General features: G+C 41.8%; 17 protein-coding genes. 8 read left to right on the top strand and 9 right to left on the bottom strand.

What is annotated here, in order from left to right:
- Positions 1-5 precede the first annotated feature (5 nt).
- Positions 6-776 (top strand): A24 family peptidase C-terminal domain-containing protein, encoded by a 771-nt coding sequence (locus tag MSSIT_RS20490; RefSeq protein WP_048174305.1) that lies wholly within the window; start codon positions 6-8, stop codon positions 774-776.
- Between the two features lie 150 nt (positions 777-926).
- Here MSSIT_RS20490 and MSSIT_RS20485 read toward each other — a convergent pair whose 3' ends face one another.
- Both MSSIT_RS20485 and recQ read right to left on the bottom strand, forming a co-directional pair.
- Positions 927-3,185, bottom strand: a complete 2,259-nt coding sequence (locus MSSIT_RS20485; RefSeq protein ID WP_231590155.1) for an amino acid permease — start codon at positions 3,183-3,185, stop codon at positions 927-929.
- A gap of 302 nt (positions 3,186-3,487) precedes the next feature.
- Complete coding sequence (gene recQ, locus MSSIT_RS20480; RefSeq protein WP_082089093.1) at positions 3,488-6,163, bottom strand: DNA helicase RecQ; 2,676 nt, start codon at positions 6,161-6,163, stop codon at positions 3,488-3,490.
- 315 nt (positions 6,164-6,478) lie between these two features.
- On the opposite strand from recQ, the gene MSSIT_RS20475 reads away from it, so the two are divergent.
- The gene (locus tag MSSIT_RS20475; protein ID WP_156158921.1) at positions 6,479-6,835 is read left to right on the top strand and encodes a hypothetical protein; all 357 of its coding nucleotides are present in this window, start codon (positions 6,479-6,481) and stop codon (positions 6,833-6,835) included.
- A 772-nt stretch (positions 6,836-7,607) separates the two neighbouring features.
- Positions 7,608-7,940, top strand: coding sequence for a hypothetical protein (locus tag MSSIT_RS23820; RefSeq protein WP_156157521.1), 333 nt, complete (start codon positions 7,608-7,610; stop codon positions 7,938-7,940).
- A 112-nt stretch (positions 7,941-8,052) separates the two neighbouring features.
- On the opposite strand, the gene MSSIT_RS23815 is transcribed toward MSSIT_RS23820, so the two are convergent.
- From MSSIT_RS23815 to MSSIT_RS21495, 4 genes are all read right to left on the bottom strand, one after another.
- The gene (locus MSSIT_RS23815) at positions 8,053-8,193 is read right to left on the bottom strand and encodes a hypothetical protein (RefSeq protein ID WP_156157520.1); all 141 of its coding nucleotides are present in this window, start codon (positions 8,191-8,193) and stop codon (positions 8,053-8,055) included.
- Positions 8,194-8,351: 158 nt separating this feature from the next.
- Positions 8,352-8,744 (bottom strand): DUF234 domain-containing protein, encoded by a 393-nt coding sequence (locus tag MSSIT_RS21505; protein ID WP_052721746.1) that lies wholly within the window; start codon positions 8,742-8,744, stop codon positions 8,352-8,354.
- A gap of 8 nt (positions 8,745-8,752) precedes the next feature.
- Positions 8,753-9,469, bottom strand: a complete 717-nt coding sequence (locus tag MSSIT_RS21500) for an AAA family ATPase (RefSeq protein WP_052721745.1) — start codon at positions 9,467-9,469, stop codon at positions 8,753-8,755.
- On the bottom strand, positions 9,463-9,747 hold the full coding sequence (locus tag MSSIT_RS21495) for an AAA family ATPase (protein ID WP_197080309.1): 285 nt from the start codon (positions 9,745-9,747) through the stop codon (positions 9,463-9,465). Before MSSIT_RS21495 ends, MSSIT_RS21500 begins: the two co-directional genes overlap by 7 nt.
- A gap of 393 nt (positions 9,748-10,140) precedes the next feature.
- Between MSSIT_RS21495 and MSSIT_RS20460 the strand changes: the two genes are divergently transcribed.
- The 4 genes from MSSIT_RS20460 (at position 10,141) to MSSIT_RS20450 (ending at position 16,272) form a co-directional block, all read left to right on the top strand.
- Positions 10,141-12,825 (top strand): TrlF family AAA-like ATPase, encoded by a 2,685-nt coding sequence (locus tag MSSIT_RS20460; RefSeq protein WP_048174302.1) that lies wholly within the window; start codon positions 10,141-10,143, stop codon positions 12,823-12,825.
- Positions 12,826-13,225: 400 nt separating this feature from the next.
- Positions 13,226-13,396, top strand: coding sequence for a hypothetical protein (locus MSSIT_RS23810; RefSeq protein ID WP_156158920.1), 171 nt, complete (start codon positions 13,226-13,228; stop codon positions 13,394-13,396).
- A gap of 742 nt (positions 13,397-14,138) precedes the next feature.
- On the top strand, positions 14,139-15,056 hold the full coding sequence (gene guaA / locus MSSIT_RS20455; protein ID WP_048174301.1) for a glutamine-hydrolyzing GMP synthase: 918 nt from the start codon (positions 14,139-14,141) through the stop codon (positions 15,054-15,056).
- Between the two features lie 175 nt (positions 15,057-15,231).
- Positions 15,232-16,272, top strand: a complete 1,041-nt coding sequence (locus MSSIT_RS20450) for an archaeosine biosynthesis radical SAM protein RaSEA (RefSeq protein WP_048174300.1) — start codon at positions 15,232-15,234, stop codon at positions 16,270-16,272.
- A gap of 36 nt (positions 16,273-16,308) precedes the next feature.
- On the opposite strand, the gene MSSIT_RS20445 is transcribed toward MSSIT_RS20450, so the two are convergent.
- The 3 genes from MSSIT_RS20445 to MSSIT_RS20435 all read right to left on the bottom strand — a co-directional run bounded on the left by MSSIT_RS20445 (position 16,309) and on the right by MSSIT_RS20435 (position 18,388).
- Entirely contained in the window at positions 16,309-16,815 is a 507-nt protein-coding gene (locus tag MSSIT_RS20445) for a GNAT family N-acetyltransferase (RefSeq protein ID WP_048174299.1), read from the bottom strand.
- Positions 16,816-16,878: 63 nt separating this feature from the next.
- A complete protein-coding gene (gene argB, locus MSSIT_RS20440; protein WP_048174298.1) occupies positions 16,879-17,778 on the bottom strand; it encodes an acetylglutamate kinase in 900 nt (299 codons plus the stop codon).
- A 325-nt stretch (positions 17,779-18,103) separates the two neighbouring features.
- Positions 18,104-18,388 carry a non-histone chromosomal MC1 family protein gene (locus tag MSSIT_RS20435; RefSeq protein WP_048174297.1) on the bottom strand — a complete coding sequence of 95 codons (285 nt, stop codon included), beginning with the start codon at positions 18,386-18,388 and terminating at the stop codon, positions 18,104-18,106.
- Between the two features lie 409 nt (positions 18,389-18,797).
- On the opposite strand from MSSIT_RS20435, the gene mptA reads away from it, so the two are divergent.
- On the top strand, positions 18,798-19,754 hold the full coding sequence (gene mptA / locus MSSIT_RS20430; protein WP_048174296.1) for a GTP cyclohydrolase MptA: 957 nt from the start codon (positions 18,798-18,800) through the stop codon (positions 19,752-19,754).
- Positions 19,755-19,960: the final 206 nt, after the last annotated feature.

Genomic DNA, 19,960 nt, shown 5'->3' with positions numbered 1-19,960 from the left:
TACACATGATAGAAGTTTTGAAGTTGGCAGCCTGTCTGCCTTTTCTCCTTTACTCTTCTTACCTGGACCTGAAAACCCGCAGGGTCCCAAATCGTATATGGGAGCTTATGCTTCTTTCCCTTTCAGGCTTCTTAATCTATGAAATTGTGGAGGGGGGAATTTTATTTCTGCTCAAGTTAGTTTTTTCTTTTTTTTCCAGTTTTTTTCTTGCTTATTTGCTTTTCAGGCTAAGGTTTTTCGGAGGTGCAGACGCAAAAGCCCTGATCGCAATCGGGACTCTTGTTCCTGTTTACCCTGTACTGGAATTCTACGGCTACACTTTTCCTCTGCTCGGACTTCCCCCCGCAGGGCTCTTTTCACTTACGGTTCTTGAGAATTCCGTCCTTCTTACAGCCATCGTTCCTTTGGGGATTTTCTGTTACAACACTCTTCACTTTACTCCTGATATGCTCAGAAAGCCATTTTATATGCTTTTTGCATACAGGATAAACATTAGGGACATGCGAAAACTTTTGGAGAAGGGCAGGCATATCCGGCTAGCTGAACGTTTTGAGCTGAATAACGGGAAATTAAACCCTTTTTTTGCAGGCAGAGGAATTAATGTAAACAAGAATATGGTCTCCAGACTTGAAGCCCATGAAGAGCACGGACTCCTTGACGGCACTGTTTGGATAACTCCAGGGCTCCCATTCATGATCCCTCTAACAGCAAGTTTCGTTCTGGCAGTGATATTGGGAGATCTCATTCACTATTTCTTAACGGAAGTTCTTACCTGATTTTATTTTCTGATAGGTAGATAATGAAAGGAGCCACATTTTCCGCATTCTCCGGAAATTTCTTCCCCGAAAGACTCAAGGATGTCTGTAACTTGTGTTTATGACAAACAAAACCGAGAGATATAATAAAAGAATCTTGAAAAACCTTTCTCAGGCAAGGGCGTTTTCCTCCCCGGAATCCAGGGCAAAAAGGCATGAAGAACCAGCCTTTTCCATCAGGTTTCTGGCCAGATCCAGGTCCGGAGTGGGGTCGAGGCTGAAGATGTGCAGGGATGCGAAAGGGAGTTTGGAGCTTTTTACAGGATTTTCACGCAATATCTGCATCTTTACGTTTGGGACCCGGGCCAGTTCAGCCAGGGACTGCAGGAAGTTTTCGGCAGCCTGGGCCTGGATAGTAGTGGGTGCGAAGGTCATAAAGCTAAGGGAAGCTTTCCAGTTACTCTTGAGCTTATATGCTATGAGCAGGGCGAGGTCCATATTTCCGAGTTCCATGCTGATGTTCCAATCAAGACCCCTATTCTCAATCCAGAGATTAATTAAATTTTGTCTTCCGAGCCCGGCTTGAGGATGCTTTGAGAAAAGAAGAACTCCCATCCTGTACATGGAAGCTTTCCTTATGATTTCCCGGATCTCCTCGTCCCTGTCCCTGCTTTCGGGGAGGCTTAAAAAGAGAATACTGGGACGGAAAAAAGAACCTGTAAGTGCTTCCATGCCTACAACCAGGTTCTCTTCGAATTCTGCAGTGTCAATAATGGTCCAGGAAGAAAAAACCCCTTCTTCCTGAAAGCCTTCACTCATTGAAGACAGATGGGAGAGAAGATTTTCTTCATCTGTTTTGCCTGATAGGCCCAGGAGTTTGACTGAACCTTTGGGGTAGGTGATATCTCTGAGAAAATAAAAAGTTCCCCTCAGCTCCCGGGGATCTTCCACAGGTACCAGAAGATTGGCTTTCCAGATCCGCTCGCTGGAAGACGTCATAGAGTTTGTTTTCTTTGCCGCCCACTCGGCAACTGCCACAAAGAGCCCGCTTCGGACATCCCCGAAAGGAGCTTTCAGGTGCTTGCGGAGGAGATAGTTATGGATCAGAAGGACCACAACCACTGCCAGAAGGCTGAAACCCGGGTTAATGATGAACATTGCAAAAAGACTGCCTGCCGCTCCCAGAAAGGACACTAAAAGGGGGATTTTGAACAGGGGCCTGAAACTCACCAGTTTCAGGTTCTGCTCGATAAAGACCACCACATTGATCATGGAATAGGTGATCAGGAAAAACATGGTAATCAGAGGCGCTACGGAATTAAGGTTCCGAAGCATAAGGGCTCCGAGTACAATTGTCCCTGTAAACAGAATGGCATTTCTGGGTTCTCCTCGTTCGGTTTTTTGGGAAAACCACTCACTTTTCGGCAAAATCCCATGATCTCCCAGGGCCTGCAGAATTCTCGGGGCCCCCACAATGGAGTTAAGGGCTGAAGAAAAAGTAGCCCCAAGCAGCCCTGCAACCACAATGGGTCCGAAAGCCGCTTTTTCAAATATAATCGTATAGTTGCTTACCAGTTCCTCGGGAGTTGCAGAGCGGGCAAACCAGTAAGCCAGAGCCAGGTAGATGCAGAGGCTGATACCTATGACACTCAGGGTGCCTAAGGGAATGCTTTTCCGCGGGTTTTTGAGTTCTCCGGACATGTTGGCTCCTGCCATGATCCCGGTTGCGGCAGGGAAGTAAACCGCAAAAACTTCCCAGAACCCTATCCCCACAAATCCGGTTTCAGGTGAGCCCGGAAAACTCCCCCATAACTGCACAGACCCCTGCATTGAATCTCCGAACCCGGTCCAGAAAACGGAAATCAGCGAAGCCACAATCACGACAAGGATAAAGTACTGGATCCGGAACGCGAGCCTGGCACTGATGTAGGCGATAACGAAGAGCAGGATAAAGGCTGCAAGGTCAATATAAAGGGCAGGATGCTCGGGAAAAAACCACCTCCAGCCAGTTCTGATCCCGAAAATGTACATGGAAACTGCCAGCGCCTGGGAAAGATAGAGAGGGATCCCTATACTGCCCCCAACTTCAAGCCCAAGAGACTGGGAAATGATGGAAAAAGCTCCTCCGGCCCCTATGCGGATGTTTGTGGTGATCGAGGAGAGAGAAAGCCCTGTACAGGTTGTGATGGCAAAAGAGATCAGGATGATCAGCCAGGCCCCGAACAGCCCCGCATTTCCCACGACCCAGCCCTCCCGCAGGTACATGATTACCCCGAGGATGGTAAGCAAGTTAGGAACAAAGACGCCCTCAAAGGTCCCGAACAAAACAGGTTTTGCTTTTTGCTCCTCTACCTGTTCCTGTAAGCTCTTCGTACCTTCCCCGGTTTCGAGCATTTCACCTTCGTCTGCTGCGAAAGGTTCATTCTCCAAATTATTTTGACCCCCCATCGGACTGATAAGCTCGATTGTGCTATTTTTCTCCTCTGGGCTTCCCCATAAAAGTATGGGTCGCTATTTAAAAAACGATTCGGTACCGAAAAAGATTAAAATCGTTCCAGAAGAAAAATCATGGAAAATCAATTTCAGGACAGTTTATCAGCGAAGACTACCAGAAACAGCCATCGGAGTAAATATTCAAAACTCAATGACCCAGAAAATCCGAATTTAAAAAACGGAATGAAAGTATCCTCTTACCCGCAAGAGCGGGTATCCCCATCAACCACAAATCGAAATCATGAAAAAAATCGACCCCCTCGGACTGAAAAAAGCATTTTTGAGAGGAGAAAAGCCCTTATAAGCTTCATTTCCTCTTCCTGGCAGTTCTCTCCAAGTCTCGCCCTAAGCAGGGATTCAAATTCAATTTCTATTACTTCAACTGCCTTTTTTATTTGCTGCTGTCTTTCCGACGGCACAAGCCCTTCAATTTTTCGGACCTTCCCGGCAAGTATCAGCTTTTCAAACTGCCTGTAAGCATTTTTTATACTCAAACCTTCTATTTCTGCAATTTCACCGATATCGAGACCCTGCAAATAGAGAGAATAAGTCTTTTCAAGCGAGGCCTGTTCAAACAGATCTATTTCAAGGGAATCGATTTCAGAAGAATCAATTTCAGAGGAATCAATTTCAGAAGAATCTACTTCCGACCAATCCTGGATACTCATATCCAGATACCTTACTCTCTTTGCAGGCAAGCTACGAGCTTCAGAAGAGTTTTCGGGGAGGATGGCGGAGGATGATATCCCTGATGCGCTTCCGTTACCGATTTCTGAAACAGGATTTGAAAAATCAAGCCCTTTGGCTTCAATTTCGAGTTTTGAAGATGCACTTTTGAGGGTTCGGCCCTTTGAGGTTTCTCTCTGTTTATCGGGAACAGGTTCGCTATCTCCGGAGTCTTCATCGTTCTCACCAGAAATTAAGCCGTAGTCCCTGCAGTAATCCCCTATTTCCGTGAGGAAATCGTCCCCGTATTTCCGGAGTTTATGGTCTCCTACCCCTGTGATAGAATGGAACTCTTCAGGGCTTTGCGGGAACTTTGAAGCCATTTCTTTCAGGCTGGTATCGGAAAAAATGATGTATGGGGGTAGGTTTCTCTTTAAAGCGATCTTTTTTCTCAGGGCTTTTAGCCTCTCAAAAAGAATAGGGTCATACTCTGTCCCCGATCTGGGAAGTCCTCCTAACTTCGCTTTTTTAAGGATATCGGTAGCATTTGAGTATCCGGTGGCAGAAGGCTGTATATTATCTTCAGTTTTTGCTTTGACCTTACCTGCAGGGGCCGGAGGGATAAAACTCTCTTCGGATCCGGGAATAAAACCCTCAGGACAGACAAGCTCAACACTCTCCGAGCCCTTCAAAATCTTCCTGCTCATAGAGTTCAGTTTCAGGACAGGGTACTGTGCCCCACTTACTTCAAGAAGCCCGGTGTTCAGCATTTCGGAAGCAATCGACCTCCACTGGTCCTTTGTAAACTCCCTGCCGCTCCCATGAGATTTCAGCTTTTCATGGCGGTTTTGTCTGACCTTTTTATTCTTTGAGCCTGTGAGCACATCAATAACATAGTTCGTTCCAAACCGCTGGTTCAATTCCTGAATACAGGTGATCATTTTTCTGGCAGCTTCGGTCCCGTCAAAAGTGTCTTTAGGCTTGAGGCAGGTATCACAGTTTCCGCATGGAGCTGGAAGCTCTTCTCCGAAGTACTCAAGGAGTGACTGGCGTCTGCATTTATTTCCTTCGCAGTAGGCTACCATCTGCCTTAACTGCACAAGGGAGATGTCCTTTTCTTTCTCATTTGTTTTCTGTGCAATAAAGTACTCAATTTTAAAGCGGTCCCCCCTGCTGAAAAAAAGGATACATTCGCATGGGCTGCCGTCCCTGCCTCCTCTTCCTGTTTCCTGGTAATAGCTTTCAAGGTTCCGGGGGAGATCATAGTGGATTACAAAACGGACATTGGACTTGTCGATCCCCATGCCGAAAGCGATTGTCGCCACTATTATGTCCACATCATCTTTTATGAACATCTCCTGGTTTCGGGCACGTTCGGAATCGGAAAGTCCGGCATGATAGGGAAGAGCCCTGAACCCTGCAAGATTAAGCTTTTTTGTAAGGGTTTCCACGTTGTTCCGGCTCTGGCAATAAATGATCCCGGCTTCATTTCTGTGCCTGAGCAGGTAGTCGGTAATCTCGGAAAAGGTATCTTTCTTCGGTCTGACCTCATAGTAAAGGTTGCTCCGGTTAAAGCTGGCAACGTAAGGACCTTTTTCCGGGTCGAGATCAAGTCCGAGCTGAGTTATGATATCTTTTCTGACCCTGCCGGTAGCCGTAGCCGTGAGTGCAATGGCCGGAACATCAGGAAACCCTGTCTTCGGATCCCTCAGAAGTTTCAGTTTTCGATACTCAGGCCGGAAATCATGGCCCCATTCAGAAATGCAGTGGGCTTCATCGATTGCAAAAAGGCTAATTTTGCCCTTCTTCAGGAAGGCAATGGTCCCGGGCATCATGAGCCTCTCGGGTGCAATATAGAGTATCTTTAACCTGTTATCCAGAAAAGCTGTTTTAACATCCCGGATTTCTCTGGCACTCTGGGCACTGTTCATACAGGCTGCAGCAATCCCGTTTGCTTCAAGCCCGTCAACCTGGTCTTTCATAAGGGAAATCAGGGGAGAAACAACAACAGTGACCCCTTCCAGAAGAAGGGCAGGCAGCTGATAGCAGATTGACTTACCCCCTCCCGTAGGCATGAGCACGAAGACATCTTTTCGGTCCAGAACATCCCTGATAATTTCCTCCTGCAGGGGACGAAAATTCGTATATCCGAAGTACTGACGGAGTACGGAGTGCATTCTGGCAGACATTAATACCCTGGACTCAAGTTCATTTTTACTATCTCTCAATGCTCTGTAATCAGTGCCCATTATCTCATCCCTGAATTTGCAGAACTCGTACCATGCCAGAATATAAAGTTTCGGGGAACTCTTAAAAAGTCAAAGCCTTTATCAAAGCAGACGTCAACGCATAAGTCAGCTATAGATGGTCCCACGTAAATAGATTTTCAACACTTACACAATAGCTATACTTATTTATGAATCCGCAGTGCTGTGATGTTTCTGACTCATCTTATTTAAGTTACGGGTATACGGGGTGAAAGTATTTTTTTATGTCCAGAAGGGCATCCATACGTTCAAAAAAACGGGAGGAAAAATTCTTTATTAAAGAAAGATAAGTAAAAAATGTGGAGTGTTTTACCGGGATATTTGAGAGCTGGACTCTCGAAAGAAATTTATGCGATGATCGCGTTTAACTTTAGTGGGAAATCTATCATGTTAAGAGAATACCTGTTATTTAAAACCGGTGAATTTTGGAACTGTAGTCCGGAAGGCGACAAGAAGGACTGCAGGTCAGGCGACTCATTCATCCCGAATGTTGCAGAGTTATTCCCTGAACATGAAGAGTGCTCTCATCCCCCACTCCCGTCCCCCGGTATTATAACACCTGAATACCCTGATAAGGGGGCAAAAACTTACATAAACGTAACGATGATGGTGCCTTTTCTTCCTGAGATGATAGGACTTAAGAAGAAAAGGTGAGGCCGCCAAGGCGGAAAAGCAAATGTGGAAGTAAAGTACGGGGGGAATGGAGCGGCTGCCAGTCCTCTAAAGTCAGGCATCCTCAGCGCCTGGGAATACGCCTGATTAAGAGGTAAGATAAGGAGGGGGATAAATATTGCCGCACATATCAAGCTTTACTTCCCATTTGCAAAAATCCTTTCTCAACTACTGAATTTTATATTGGGCTGTCACTTCACATCAAGCCGTTTTTGTATTCACTGAGTCTATGTTCAGCCATATTTATATTCACCGAATTTAGACACAAACTAGCTAATTTCCAGCCACTTTTAGCTCCACTCATTTTAGCGCAAAAGATTTTAACTTGACCGGACCCGGATCAACCATCAAAAACGGGATAATCCCGCTAAATAGTGTCTTTTAAGGCAAATGGATATCTTCTACAATATCTTCTACAATATCTTCTACAATACCTTCTACAATACCTTCTACAATATCTTCTACATATACTGTTTATTCTTAACTTGCAATGACCATAAGCAGAATAAACAGCAGTCCAAGCATCAGTACAAACATCAGAGCCATCCACAACTTTAACGCTTTTTCTGCATCCAAAGTTCCAAATCCCCGTTCTTAATTTGAGATGTACTGATATATAAGTGCAAGAACAAATATTAAGAAACATGATTGATTAATATTTATTTGCTATATTTTTGATTTTTATACTAACCTGACGTTTTTTTGGCATCATCTTTAAGTTTTCAGATTAAACTTGAATTTTGCTTACAACCCTTTGTCACATATAAAAAAGAACACAGCCCACGGTCACGTACAAAAAAGAACAGATTTGACAAAGCCATTAGATAACATTTCAGAATTAGTAGAAGAAACTTTATACTGGACAATATACAGAGCGAATATACGAAGTGAAATCAAGCTTTTAAAACAAGAAACAAAAATAAATGCTTCAGAGGAAACTATCCGGAAAAAGTCTGAGAATCTCAAGCAAGACTCCGGAAAAACAAATGCAGAATTTATTTTCCTTTTTCAAAATATCCGGTATCCCTTCGACCCTGGAAATAAATCTGGCACTTACAACACATTTTTCCCGGAAAAGTCCCCTTAAACTGTCGAAAGCAAAAACCTCCGGTTAAATTAAAATCAGCATCTGTGTTCTGATCCTGTGCCCTGATATTTATTTGCTTAATTTTTCCTTTTTTATATTAGACGGCGCCTCACTACTTCAAATCTATAAGTTCTTTTTCCTGTGCCAGTAACTCCAGAATATCAGCCATTCTCTTCTGAGATTCTGCCATGATTTGTAGGGATTTTGCAATACTCTCAAGCTTATCGATCATCTCATAGTCTTCATTAGCCATTCCTATCACCAATTCCTCATTTCTTCGTGATAGCAATGTTTTTGGAAAAGCTTCGTATATAAGGATAATTTTTTGTTTTTTGAACGAAGTTTTTGAATTAAAAAATAATTAAAAAGTAGTTGGGGGGAAATTTAAAGAAAAGTCTTTCTGTTTTTGGATCATTTAAAAAAAGCCTGTTCCATATCCTCCAGATCAAAAGCTGGAAATCCGAGCTCCTTTTTGCCTTCTATACTTTTTGCAACCAGGCAATAGTGAGACTTCCATTTGCCTTTCACCCTAACAGCCTTTTCTTTCAACTTTTCCGTTATTTGCTCTGTCCCCCGCTGGCGCAGGTCTTTCCATTTGACCTCGCAGAACAAAGCCTCGCCGGTAGCTTTATTGAAAGCTATAAGATCGATTTCTTCTCCTTTATCCCACCATCTGCCGATTTCCGTGAACTTGAACGGTAGCATACCTTTTTTGTTGAGATTTATAAGGAACTCCTCTGCTACATTCTCAAAAGTCTTCCCAAAATAAGTGTTCAGATCCTTCAAAATCAGTTCTGTTCCCATCTCGGGATCTATTTCAATAGCCCCGTAATTCCGATATATAAAAGCAAACCAGAACCTGAAGAAATTATCCTGCAAAAGTATCTCCTGCTTCTTTCCTTCGCTCCAATCACAGGCTCCTCCCGAGTTATAATTTCATATTCATAGAAGAGCTCGTGAAGGTATTTGGACACAGTGTTGGGAGCAACTCCCGTATAAGCTGCAATTTCGACAGGAGTTGCCTTTCCAATAGCTATTGCCTCAAGGATTGAGAAATAAGCCTTATGCTCAGACCCGAACTCCAGAACCGGAATATTTTTCCCTTCTTCAAGAAGCATCCCGGGTTCAAGGAAAAGTCTCTCAAAAGTCCTGAAAGCATCAGCTCTTCCGAATTCCCCTGCAAGGAGCAAATACTTGGGCACGCCCCCGAGCATGAAGTAAACTTTCAGAGCTTCCTCGATATTGATCTCCGAATAATCCCGTAATAGCTCAAAACTATTTTCGAATGTAAAATATTTTATATTAAATAGCATCGTAGCCCGCCCGAATAGCGGCTCTTTGCTTCCCTGAAAAAGCTTCTTCATCAGCCCCACGTAAGAACCGATTACCAGAAACATATGCTTTGAATCCCTGTGCCCCTCATCCCAGTACCTCTGAAACTTCGAAAACAGTTCGGGGTTTACCCTGGAAAAGTTCTGGAACTCATCAAAAACAAACACAAGCTTTTCCTGAATTTTAAAGATCAGCAAAAAAAGTCATCCCAGGAATCCAACCTCGGCCTGATCCCCAGAACTCTCTCCATCGAATCCTCAAGATCCCGTAGAAGAAGCTTTTCTGTCTTTGCCTCAACAAGAAGGTAAATACTTTTCTTACACCGGATAAATTCCCTTACAAGTTCCGTTTTTCCCACGCGTCGCCTCCCGTACAACACCACAAGAGAAGAGGTTTGGAAATCATACAGATCATCAAGGATTGAAAGTTCCCGTTCCCGGTTGAAGAACCTTACCACACAGTAAGTTACTGACAAGTAAGTATACAAGATTAAGGGAAGTTTTTGAAAAAAGACATTTTAAAAGCCCGACTTTAAAAGAAGAATGAGATGCGATAGAGGAAATTAGCTCCATAGTCAAGAATGAAATGTTTGTAACTGAATCCACTGAAGATACCTCAGGAAATGTAACTTTTTGATTTAGGGTCAGTTAAGATAGCTAGGCGCTTAACAGTACTCAATCAACCGGAAAAATTAATTTTAAAACATCTCATTTATCATTAGACAAATAAAGTTTTTCGATAAGTATATAAAGTCTCAAATATACACAAAAAATACAACAAGGTTGGATATTATTATTCAAAAATTCAAGATAAAAGGACATGCCAATCACAAAAAATTACAGAAAATAATTATCCAATTGGTGAAATAATGGCAGCTACCGAAACACATAACGATATTGCTACAGAAGAAACAAATGAAAATTCGTACTTTACTGGAGGAGCTCAATACTTAAAAGCAGATTTTCATTTACACACCAAATCAGACAAAGAATTCAAAACTGATATCATCGACGAGCAAGAATTTGTTGAAAAATACATTCACGAGTTGAAGAAAAAAGACATAAAATTGGGAGCAATAACTAACCATAATAAATTTAATAGAGAAGAATTCAACTTACTCAGAGAAGCCGCCATTAAGGAAGATATCTTTTTATTACCTGGAATCGAGCTCTCAATGAAAGATGGGAAAAGGGGATTACACGCACTAATAATTTTTTCACCTGAGGATTGTGAAAACACTGAACCTAATTCTTCAAAGATTGATGTATTTCTCAGTATAGCTTTTAGAGCTAAACCTCGCTTTGACAGTGAGGGAGATCCAGAACGATGCGAATTAGATTTAGATGAAACAATTGAAAACTTACAAGAATTGAAATGCCGTTATTTTATTGTCCTTGCTCATGTAGACAACAATTGTGGATTCTTCCAAGAGTTGAGAGGGGGAAGAATCATGGATTATCTAAAAAAAGGTTATTTCAGGAACCAAATATTAGCTTGTCAAGACGCAAAAGAAAACACAAAAAATACTTTTTTGAATAATTGGGTAAAAAATGTTGCAAAAGATGTGGGGAAAGCTGAGAAAAACTATATTCCAGCATTCATTTCAGCATCTGACCCAAAGAAGCTCGATCAAGTTGGAAATAAATATACTTACCTAAAAATAGGTGATTACAGTTTTGATGCCATCAGGTTTTCTTTGGTTAATCACGAAATAAGAGTAAAAGACAAAACTCCAGAATTTAACCACCCTTGCATCACCAGACTTTTTATTGAAACTGGGAAACTCATGTCTAACATTGATATCCAGCTAAACAGTGATATGACAAACTTAATAGGAATACGGGGCTCCGGGAAATCTGCATTTATAGAAGCAATAAGGTATGCGTTGGAAATCGATGCGAAGGAAGACTCAGAATATAAAGAAAACCTTTTAAAGCACGCTATTGGCCCAGGTGGGAAAATTACACTTGAAGTACAAAATTCGACACAGAAATACAGGATTGAAAGAATAGTTAACGAAAGACCTAAGGTATACCGAGATGAAGAATATAAACCAGATTTGCTACCTTCCTCGATATTCCGTGTCGTGTATTATGGACAGAAGGACATCCAAAAACAATCTATGGAGAGGGGAACCCAAATAGAGTTAATAGACCAGTTTATTGGAGAAGAGTTACGAGCTATAAAAGAAAAAATACACGAAAAGGAAACAGAGATTAAGAAAATATTGAAAAATTCCGGGGAACTTAATGAACAAATAAGCAAGGAGGAGAATTACAAAACACAAAAAGCCGCTTTAGAAGATAAAATAAACACTTTTGAAAAAATGAAGATTGCAGAAAAACTTAAAAAAGAAGCGAACTTCAGGAGAGACGAAGTTATTTTCAATCAGATAAGTTCATCACTGGAGAATTCGAAAAAACATATCTTAGAGTTCAAAAACAAAATCACAAATGAGTTTTCTTTTATAAATTCAATGGACTCAGAAGAAAATCCAAAATTATTCGAATCAGTAAAAAATAGCGTAGAAGAATTGAAAACAACATGGTTAAAGGAAATACAAAACATAGAGAAAGCCGAAGAATTTTCGTCTGTAAAAATAAAGCAACTAAAAAATGAATTTACTAAAGAAAAAAACAAAGTAGAAGACGAAATCGCGAAAATCAAACGTGAAATTGATATTACCGAAGTGTCCCCAGACGATTTTGGGGAACATATTCAAGAAATTGAAGAAATAAAATTAAAGCTTTCTAAAATCGGAAAACAAAAAGAGGAAATTATAAGGGTAGAAAAACAGAAAAAAATTTTGTATTCTGATTTGCAAAATTTATGGCATAAGGAATGGTCTATAAGGGAACAAAAAAAAGAGGAAATCAACTCTTCGCAAGAACTAGTTCATATTGAGATTAAATACAAACAATCAAAACAAAGCTACGATGATTTCATGATATCTTTTTTCAAAGGAACTAGATTCAAAGCCGAAAAACTTCAAAAACTGACCCAAATTTTCACAGATAACATAGAATTATTTTATTCACTGGATGACAGAGAAAGATTTCATCATGTGGGTTTTACTGACAATGAATGGACAAAATTCAAAGAGAGAATTTTTGAAAATGAAGTTGATTTTTGTCTATTCCGAGTTCCCGACTTAATCGAAATTAAATATAAAGAAAAATCGATACAACACCTTTCGTTGGGTCAAAGAGCTTCCGCATTATTAATGCTACTTCTTGCTCAAGAAAACATACCTGTAATAATGGACCAACCAGAAGATGATCTTGACAACCAAACAGTGTACGAAGGCTTAATTAAAAAAATCATTGAATTAAAGGGTCAACGGCAAATAATTTTTGCAACCCACAATCCAAATATTCCAGTTTTAGGGGATTGTGAAAAAATTGTTGTTTTCAAGAACGAGTCGGATAAAGCAGAAACCGAATATGGAAGTATAGATAGAATGCAAATACAGAAGAAAATCGTAAATATTATGGAAGGTGGGGAGGAAGCCTTTACAAGACGCAAGAATATCTACAATCAGTGGATTGTTTAACAAATCACAATGGTTAAACGTTAAGTAGATAAGCCCATTAAGAACCCATGTAATATCTAAAAAATCAAAAGTGCGCTGGTACACTCCAATGAGAGCAAAAGGATATGGTCTCACAACAGACCAAAAATAATGCCAGTTTTTAACACCGATTTACTCTGCTAAAATACCACTCGAATTGTGAATTATTATGAAATCTGCCTGATTTACACAGGATGATTTGCCAGACCCTCTTTTAGCAAAGGAACAAAAACTGCTTCAAAATCAAATTGCCTGCTGTCATCTCACTCTAACGATTGGATTTTGATACTCTATGGAAAGAGGATTCAACGAAAAGTTATTTATATATTATTTACAGTAGATACGAAATACTTCATTGATCTTTATTTCAGGAAAAGATCATTTGAGAGAAATACAAAGTGTAGAGGTAGAGCTCCAGCTTACGTTAATTATTGACATAGTTATGACAAAGATGGCAATTCATCTTTCATATGAAAACATTGTTGGAGGGATTGCTATGAGTTCAATATTGGCTATGATTATGGGAGGAGAAAGCGCCTCATGGGCAAGGTGAAAGCTTTCTTTAGTCATAAGTTTAATAATTCGTAAGTTTACCCATGGGGCCAGGGGGTTCAACTCCCTCTCCTTGCACAATAAATGGACCCGTCTTTATTGTATAGTTTTTCTGTTTGTTTTATTCTCCCCAACTTAGCTATTCATATTTCCACTTATATTTTGTGGAAGGATGTTTGTTCATTTACAAATCAACAAACCGGAGTTATTGCTGGCTATAGTGGTCTTCATCTAAACCTGCCCCAAAAAGAATAGCAATGAACTGTCTTTCTCCCTCGGGTATATAGAAGTTACCTCATAGATTTATCCAGAGCGGTGGGGAACAGTAAATTTCCAATCTCAAAGTTCGCAACCTGATACATACCATAAAGAGAGTATCAGTCAATTAGGCAGACCAACAATATAAAGTAAGTATCACCTGTTTCAGTCTAACATTCTGTAATACCAACTATCCATAGTCGTAAATTTAAAATATTAGGATTCCTTCAGAACTTAAACTCTACCATTTTTTTAGATATATGAAGATAAAATTATTTCGTTCTATTTTTTAATTACCATTCGTTAAGTTTCCAGCAATCTACTATTCTGTAAAATAGCTATCTTACTATACCTTTAAATATCAAAAACCCCATGCACTGACTCATATACCACAATAAAATATAATCAAACCTTAATTATTCTCATACAATTCACCAGTCACTATTATTTCTTCAATGGAAAGATTCACTCGAAGGAGCGCTTCAATGGTAAAACCCGAAAAATTCATTCCAAAAGCAATTGAGAAAATTAGCCAGGAAATAAAGGAGGGGAAGGCAATTATTGCACTTTCCGGAGGTGTGGACAGTTCTGTTTGTGCGGAGCTGGCTTACAGGGCAATAGGAGACAGGCTGCAGCCCATCTATATAGACACCGGACTTATGAGGAAAGGGGAAACCGAGAGGATAAAACACATTTTCTCGCACATGAACCTTCACGTCGTGTATGCGAAAGACAGGTTCCTTGAAGCCCTTGCCGGAGTTACGGACCCTGAAGAGAAAAGGAAGGCTGTTGGTGAGACCTTTATCCGAGTTTTCGAAGACGAGGCGAAGAGGATTGCAGCCGATTACCTGATCCAGGGCACGATCTATCCTGATAGGATCGAGTCCGAAGGCGGGATCAAGTCCCACCACAATGTGGGAGGGCTGCCGAGCGTAATGGACTTCAAGAAAATTGTTGAGCCTATCGAAGACCTTTACAAAGACGAGGTAAGGGAAGTCGCCTGGGCTCTTAAGCTGCCTGAAGAGATCTGTGAGAGAATGCCTTTCCCGGGTCCGGGGCTTGCTGTGCGTATCCTCGGGGAAGTTACTGAAGAAAAGCTTGAGGTCGTGCGAGAAGCAAACTTCATCGTGGAAGAGGAACTGCTCGACAGGTTCTGCCCCTGGCAGACTTTTGCTGCCGTACTTGGCAAAGGGACAGGAGTGAAAGGAGACGTCCGGGCTTACGGCTGGATAGTGGCTGTAAGAGCTGTAGGGTCAAGAGACGGAATGACTGCAGAGGCCCTCGAGCTCCCTTGGGACGTGCTCAAACACCTGGAATCCAGGATCACTGGTGAGATTCCTAAGGTAGCTAGAGTGGTCTACGACATCACACCCAAACCGCCTGCAACCATTGAGTTTGAATAAAACCGAAAAGTACAGGACAGGAAAATACTAATCAAAAGTGAAAGACCGGAGATGAAGCCTGTTCGGGGCTTCTGAATTTTTTTTTGCAAATAATGCAGAAATGCAATAAATGCAGTAAATAAATATTCAGTAAATAATAAACTGAATACTGATCCATATAGCGAGTTTTAAGCCCATGTCCCTTAATAAAGCAGTACTGGAGATCCGACAGCGGATAAAAGTAAAACCTTCACCTACGAATGAACCTGCGGCAAGCTGGACCGGAACGGATCTTGTAAACGGGGTTCAAACAAAAACTCTCACTGTAATCTTCAAAAGCGCAGGCTGCCGTTGGGGAAAAGCCGGCGGCTGTACGATGTGCGGTTACGTCTATGACTGCGCAAGCGAGCCCCCGTCCCTCGAAGATTACATGGCACAGCTTGAAAAAGCGATTAGGAAAGCTGAAAAGTTCCCTGAGTTCATGGTCAAGATCTTCACCTCAGGCAGTTTCCTTGACGAACAGGAAGTCGTGCCTGAAGCCAGGGATGCAATCCTCAAAAACCTTGAAGAAGATCCCAGGGTCATCAAAGTGCTTGTTGAGACCCGTCCTAATTACGTGACGAAAGAGAACGTACAGGCCTGTCTCCGCGTCCTGAAAGACAAACCTTTCGAACTCGCATTCGGGCTCGAGACAAGCTCGGATAAGATCCGAAGAGATTCCATTAATAAGGGGTTCACCTTCCAGGACTTTGTCCGTGCAGCAGAAATTGCAAAAAAATACGGAGTAACCGTAAAAGTCTACCTTATGCTCAAGCCCCTCTTCCTCTCAGAAAAGCAGGCAATGGAAGATATCATATGTTCCATAGACGATGCAGCTCCTTATGCGGACACCATATCCATCAACCTCTGCAACGTCCAGAAAGGCACCCTTGTCGAAGCTCTCTGGGAAAAAGGCCAGTACCGCCCTCCCTGGCTCTGGAGCATAATTGAAATCCTCAGGCAGGCAAAAACCGCCCACCCTGATCTTCCCTTGATGTCCGATCCTGTCGGGGCAGGCTCAAAACGCGGCCCTCACAACTGTAAGATCTGCAGCTCGGAAGTTGCCGATTCCCTCCGGACTTTTTCACTCACCCAGAACCCCGAAGACCTCAGTAGAGCAGACTGCGAATGTAAAGAGCTCTGGAAAAAAGTTCTGGAAATCGAAGATTTCACCTATGGGGCACCCATTTTAGATTGAAATAGCGGAAAAATTCCGCTCGAAAAAAAATCGTTTTTAATTAAACTGAGCGGGGATTCTGTACCTGGCCATCATAAGGAGGTCAGCATACTTCCCGTCCTTTATTATCGAATATTTCTTTTTTCCTTCAAGCTCAAACCCGAATGATCTATACAGGTGAATTGCTCTTTCATTGTCAGAAGTGACGTCGAGCTCAACCCTTACAAGCATGAGCCAGTTATCTGCAAGGTCCAGGATATTTTCCAGCAGTTTTTTTCCAATGCCCTGACCCTGATATTCGGTCCTTACCATCATGCCAAGGCAGGCTATATGTCTCTGCCTTGCACTTTTGAAGGGGTGGACCCCCACCATCCCTACGACCTTTCCGTCAAGTTCAGCTACCAGTACATAGTCATCGTTTCCCAGACTCTTCAGGAACCCTTCGGTAAAAGCAATGGTTTCGGTTGCCAGGGCAAGTGTATTCGCCCTGACATTTTCCTGCCTTCTCATTTCATTGATGTCCTCGGAATCGCTCAACCTGACAGGCCTGATAAGTAAATCCATAGTAGTTATCTCCCCGGAATTTTTTTGCTTTTGCCAGTAATTAAAAACTACTGTGAACCTGTTTCACACCGGCGGGTGATCCGGCCCATAGAGCATGGTTCCCACTCCGCCGTCTGTGAAAAGTTCAAGAAGCATGGAATGGGAAACACTTCCGTTTATGATATGGGCTTTCTCTACTCCGCTTTTAACTGCAACAGCAGCGCCTTTGATTTTGGGGATCATGCCCCCGCGGATAATTCCTTCTTCAATAAGGGAATCTATTTGATCCAGATTTACGCGGGAGATGCGGCTGCTCGGGTCTTCAATATTTCTCAGCAGACCGGAAACATCGGTCATAAGGATCAATTTTTTAGCTTTCAGAGCCGCTGCAATGTCTCCTGCAACCGTATCAGCATTAATGTTCAGGGCATTACCTTTCGCATCCACAGCGATTGGAGAGATTACAGGGATATAGCCTTTTTCAAGCATAATGTGGAGAATCTCCGGGTTTATGACTTCGCTGTCCCCAACCCATCCGATATCCACTTCAGTTTCCACACCATCGACTAATACACGTTTTGCAGCCTGTTTGTGGCCAAGGATCATTCTCCCGTCGTAACCTGTAAACCCGACACCTTTCCCGCCGAAGATCCCAATAAGGGATACAATCTTGGTGTTTATGTTCCCTACCAGAACCATCCTGGCGATTTCCATAGTTTCATCGTCCGTAATACGGAGCCCCTGGAAAAATTCGGCCTTTTTACCCATACGTTCCATTTTTTCAGTTATTTCAGGGCCTCCCCCGTGTACAATAACGGGTTTGATTCCCACATAACGCAGGAGAACAATATCCTTTATGATGTCCTCCATGATCTGGGTGCTGACCATTGCATTCCCCCCCACCTTGATAACCATAATTGAAGCATAGAATTCCTGCATATAAGGAAGGGCTTCGATAAGCACATTCTCTCTTTTGAGTTCCATGATTTAGGAAATAAGAAAATATCTTTTTAAACTTATCGTTGAACATCCCGAGTTCAAGCCAGGGGGAATTCTGTAAAAACAAATTAATATAAACACATCAAAATATATTAAGATTTTGAATATATATCGAGCTTTGGAGATCATAGAAATAGATTATAGGAGTTATAGAAGTGAGATATAGGAGTTATGGAAATGAGCATAAAAATAATATAAATAAACCAGCCCGGATAGTATAAAATCAAGGCCTGTCCAGGCTAATTACGCATCTGGATATAAAAAAGAAAATAAAGAACCCCGGTTTACAGGGTATATGAAGGATATGGGTTTACTCGATTTTTTCGATTTTTTCTTTCTTGACAAAGGGCTTGCTGATTTTCTCAGGCATCCAGTCAGGCCTATTTTTGGGGGCTGCGACAAGTTCCTTCCATGCCTTGAAAACGTGCACCTTCTTTGTCCCGCGTTCTCTGAGGCGGATGACATCCGGTTTGGATTTTGTACCGGAACCCCGGTTTGCAGCTTTCAGGGCAGCCTGCCGAGGCTGTTTTCCAGTGAAAACTCCATGTTCATTGCCTTCTTCGTCTCGTAAAACAAAATTTCTTGTGTTGGACATAAAGGTCACCTCGCAAATTGTATTGCTAGACACTGATTAATTTTTAAAGTATATAAAATCTTTCTTCAGGATGTCGCCTTTAGTTAGTGGTTTATCCAAAAAGGAACTTAATTTATATGAGGTACACAAACTAAATTTGCATAGATTGTTAGGAACATGGGAAATATTTAAATATTTATTCGTTGTTAAAAATCCGTCCCAAAATATGCTTCAGGAAAGGGGTTTTCGAAACTCTTACAAAATGCATTTATTGTACTTTTGGAAAAGAACCTGGAAAGCACAAACTTTACATGCTATTACTTCTTATGGTCACTATATTTTTCCAAATGCATATAATAAAAATATGTATTTGTTAAGTATTGATTCTACAAATCAAGCACATACTCATCTTTTCACGGATCTGGTTAATATGGAACACTGTACTTTCAACCTCCCTGATGTCCAGGCCAGCAAACCAAGCATAGCCATCAACCTCACTCGCGTTGGGGTAACAAACATGAAAAAGCTGGTTGAAATCAAACGAAAGGATAAACGTCCGATAGTACTGATTTCAACTTTTGATGTCTTTGTTGATCTGCCTTCAGACCGCAAGGGAGCAAACCTCTCAAGGAACTTCGAAGCTGTAGACGAGGTGCTTGAGAAAGTGCTCAGTACACCGGTATATGAAATAGAACAACTATGCAGCGATATCGCACACAATCTGCTTGGCCGCCACGAATATGCAAATCAGGCTGAAGTAAGAATGAAAAGCGAATATATGATACGGCGCGCCTCTCCTTCAACTGGGATCAAGTGTCAGGAAGTCGTTAATATCTTTGCCGAAGCTTCAGCTGTAAGAGGTGTCGGTGACAAAGACTACTTTGATGTAAAAAAACTCATAGGAGCAGAAGTAGTCGGAATGACCGCCTGCCCCTGTGCTCAGGAGATAATGAGAGATAAGGCTGCAAACGAGCTTGCCGGGCTTGGGGTTGACAGGGATACAATTATAAAATTCCTGGAAAAAGTGCCAATGGCAACCCACAACCAGCGCGGCAGAGGTATTATCTCGATCAAGGTAGCACATGATTTTGACGTTTCCCTTGAGAATATAATCAAGATCATCGAGAGCTCCATGAGTTCAAGCGTCTATGAAGTTCTGAAACGCTCGGACGAAAAGGTTGTCGTGGAAACCGCACACATGAACCCGAAGTTTGTGGAAGATTGTGTAAGGACAATGGCAGACAATATTGTAAAAGAGTTTCCTAACCTTCCCGATAATGCTGTGATCACTATCAAACAGATTAACGAAGAGAGCATACACAGGCACAACGCTTTTGCCGAAAGGGTTGCCCTCATGGGAGAACTAAGGAGCGAAATCAACCAGTAAAAAGATTAACCAGCAAAAGAGGGTAACATTTGCTGAATGATCAGTAAACCTCTAAATTCTTTTTTATTTTTTAAATTCAAGATTCTCTATTAAGGCCTTTATTAAGTCTTTTCGGGCTTTACCAGAGGTTTTGCAGTTAAGGCTGCACAATCTTTATTAAAGAGTCTGAATAACCTATTAGCAGTTATCTTTATGTAAAGAAACGG

It is taken from the genome of Methanosarcina siciliae T4/M (assembly GCF_000970085.1).
Taxonomy (GTDB): Archaea; Halobacteriota; Methanosarcinia; order Methanosarcinales; family Methanosarcinaceae; genus Methanosarcina; species Methanosarcina siciliae.
This window is presented reverse-complemented; position numbering and strand designations above follow the sequence as displayed.

Excerpts from the sequence above, each read along its gene's own strand:
- MSSIT_RS20460 (WP_048174302.1), top strand. The coding sequence starts at position 10,141 with ATGGCAGCTACCGAAACACATAACGATATTGCTACAGAAGAAACAAAT.
- MSSIT_RS20490 (WP_048174305.1), top strand. The coding sequence starts at position 6 with ATGATAGAAGTTTTGAAGTTGGCAGCCTGTCTGCCTTTTCTCCTTTAC.
- MSSIT_RS20445 (WP_048174299.1), bottom strand. The coding sequence starts at position 16,815 with ATGGATTTACTTATCAGGCCTGTCAGGTTGAGCGATTCCGAGGACATC.
- MSSIT_RS21505 (WP_052721746.1), bottom strand. The coding sequence starts at position 8,744 with ATGGGAACAGAACTGATTTTGAAGGATCTGAACACTTATTTTGGGAAG.
- guaA (WP_048174301.1), top strand. The coding sequence starts at position 14,139 with ATGGTAAAACCCGAAAAATTCATTCCAAAAGCAATTGAGAAAATTAGC.
- MSSIT_RS20450 (WP_048174300.1), top strand. The coding sequence starts at position 15,232 with ATGTCCCTTAATAAAGCAGTACTGGAGATCCGACAGCGGATAAAAGTA.
- MSSIT_RS20475 (WP_156158921.1), top strand. The coding sequence starts at position 6,479 with ATGTGGAGTGTTTTACCGGGATATTTGAGAGCTGGACTCTCGAAAGAA.
- MSSIT_RS23815 (WP_156157520.1), bottom strand. The coding sequence starts at position 8,193 with ATGGCTAATGAAGACTATGAGATGATCGATAAGCTTGAGAGTATTGCA.
- recQ (WP_082089093.1), bottom strand. The coding sequence starts at position 6,163 with ATGGGCACTGATTACAGAGCATTGAGAGATAGTAAAAATGAACTTGAG.
- argB (WP_048174298.1), bottom strand. The coding sequence starts at position 17,778 with ATGGAACTCAAAAGAGAGAATGTGCTTATCGAAGCCCTTCCTTATATG.
- mptA (WP_048174296.1), top strand. The coding sequence starts at position 18,798 with ATGGAACACTGTACTTTCAACCTCCCTGATGTCCAGGCCAGCAAACCA.
- MSSIT_RS20435 (WP_048174297.1), bottom strand. The coding sequence starts at position 18,388 with ATGTCCAACACAAGAAATTTTGTTTTACGAGACGAAGAAGGCAATGAA.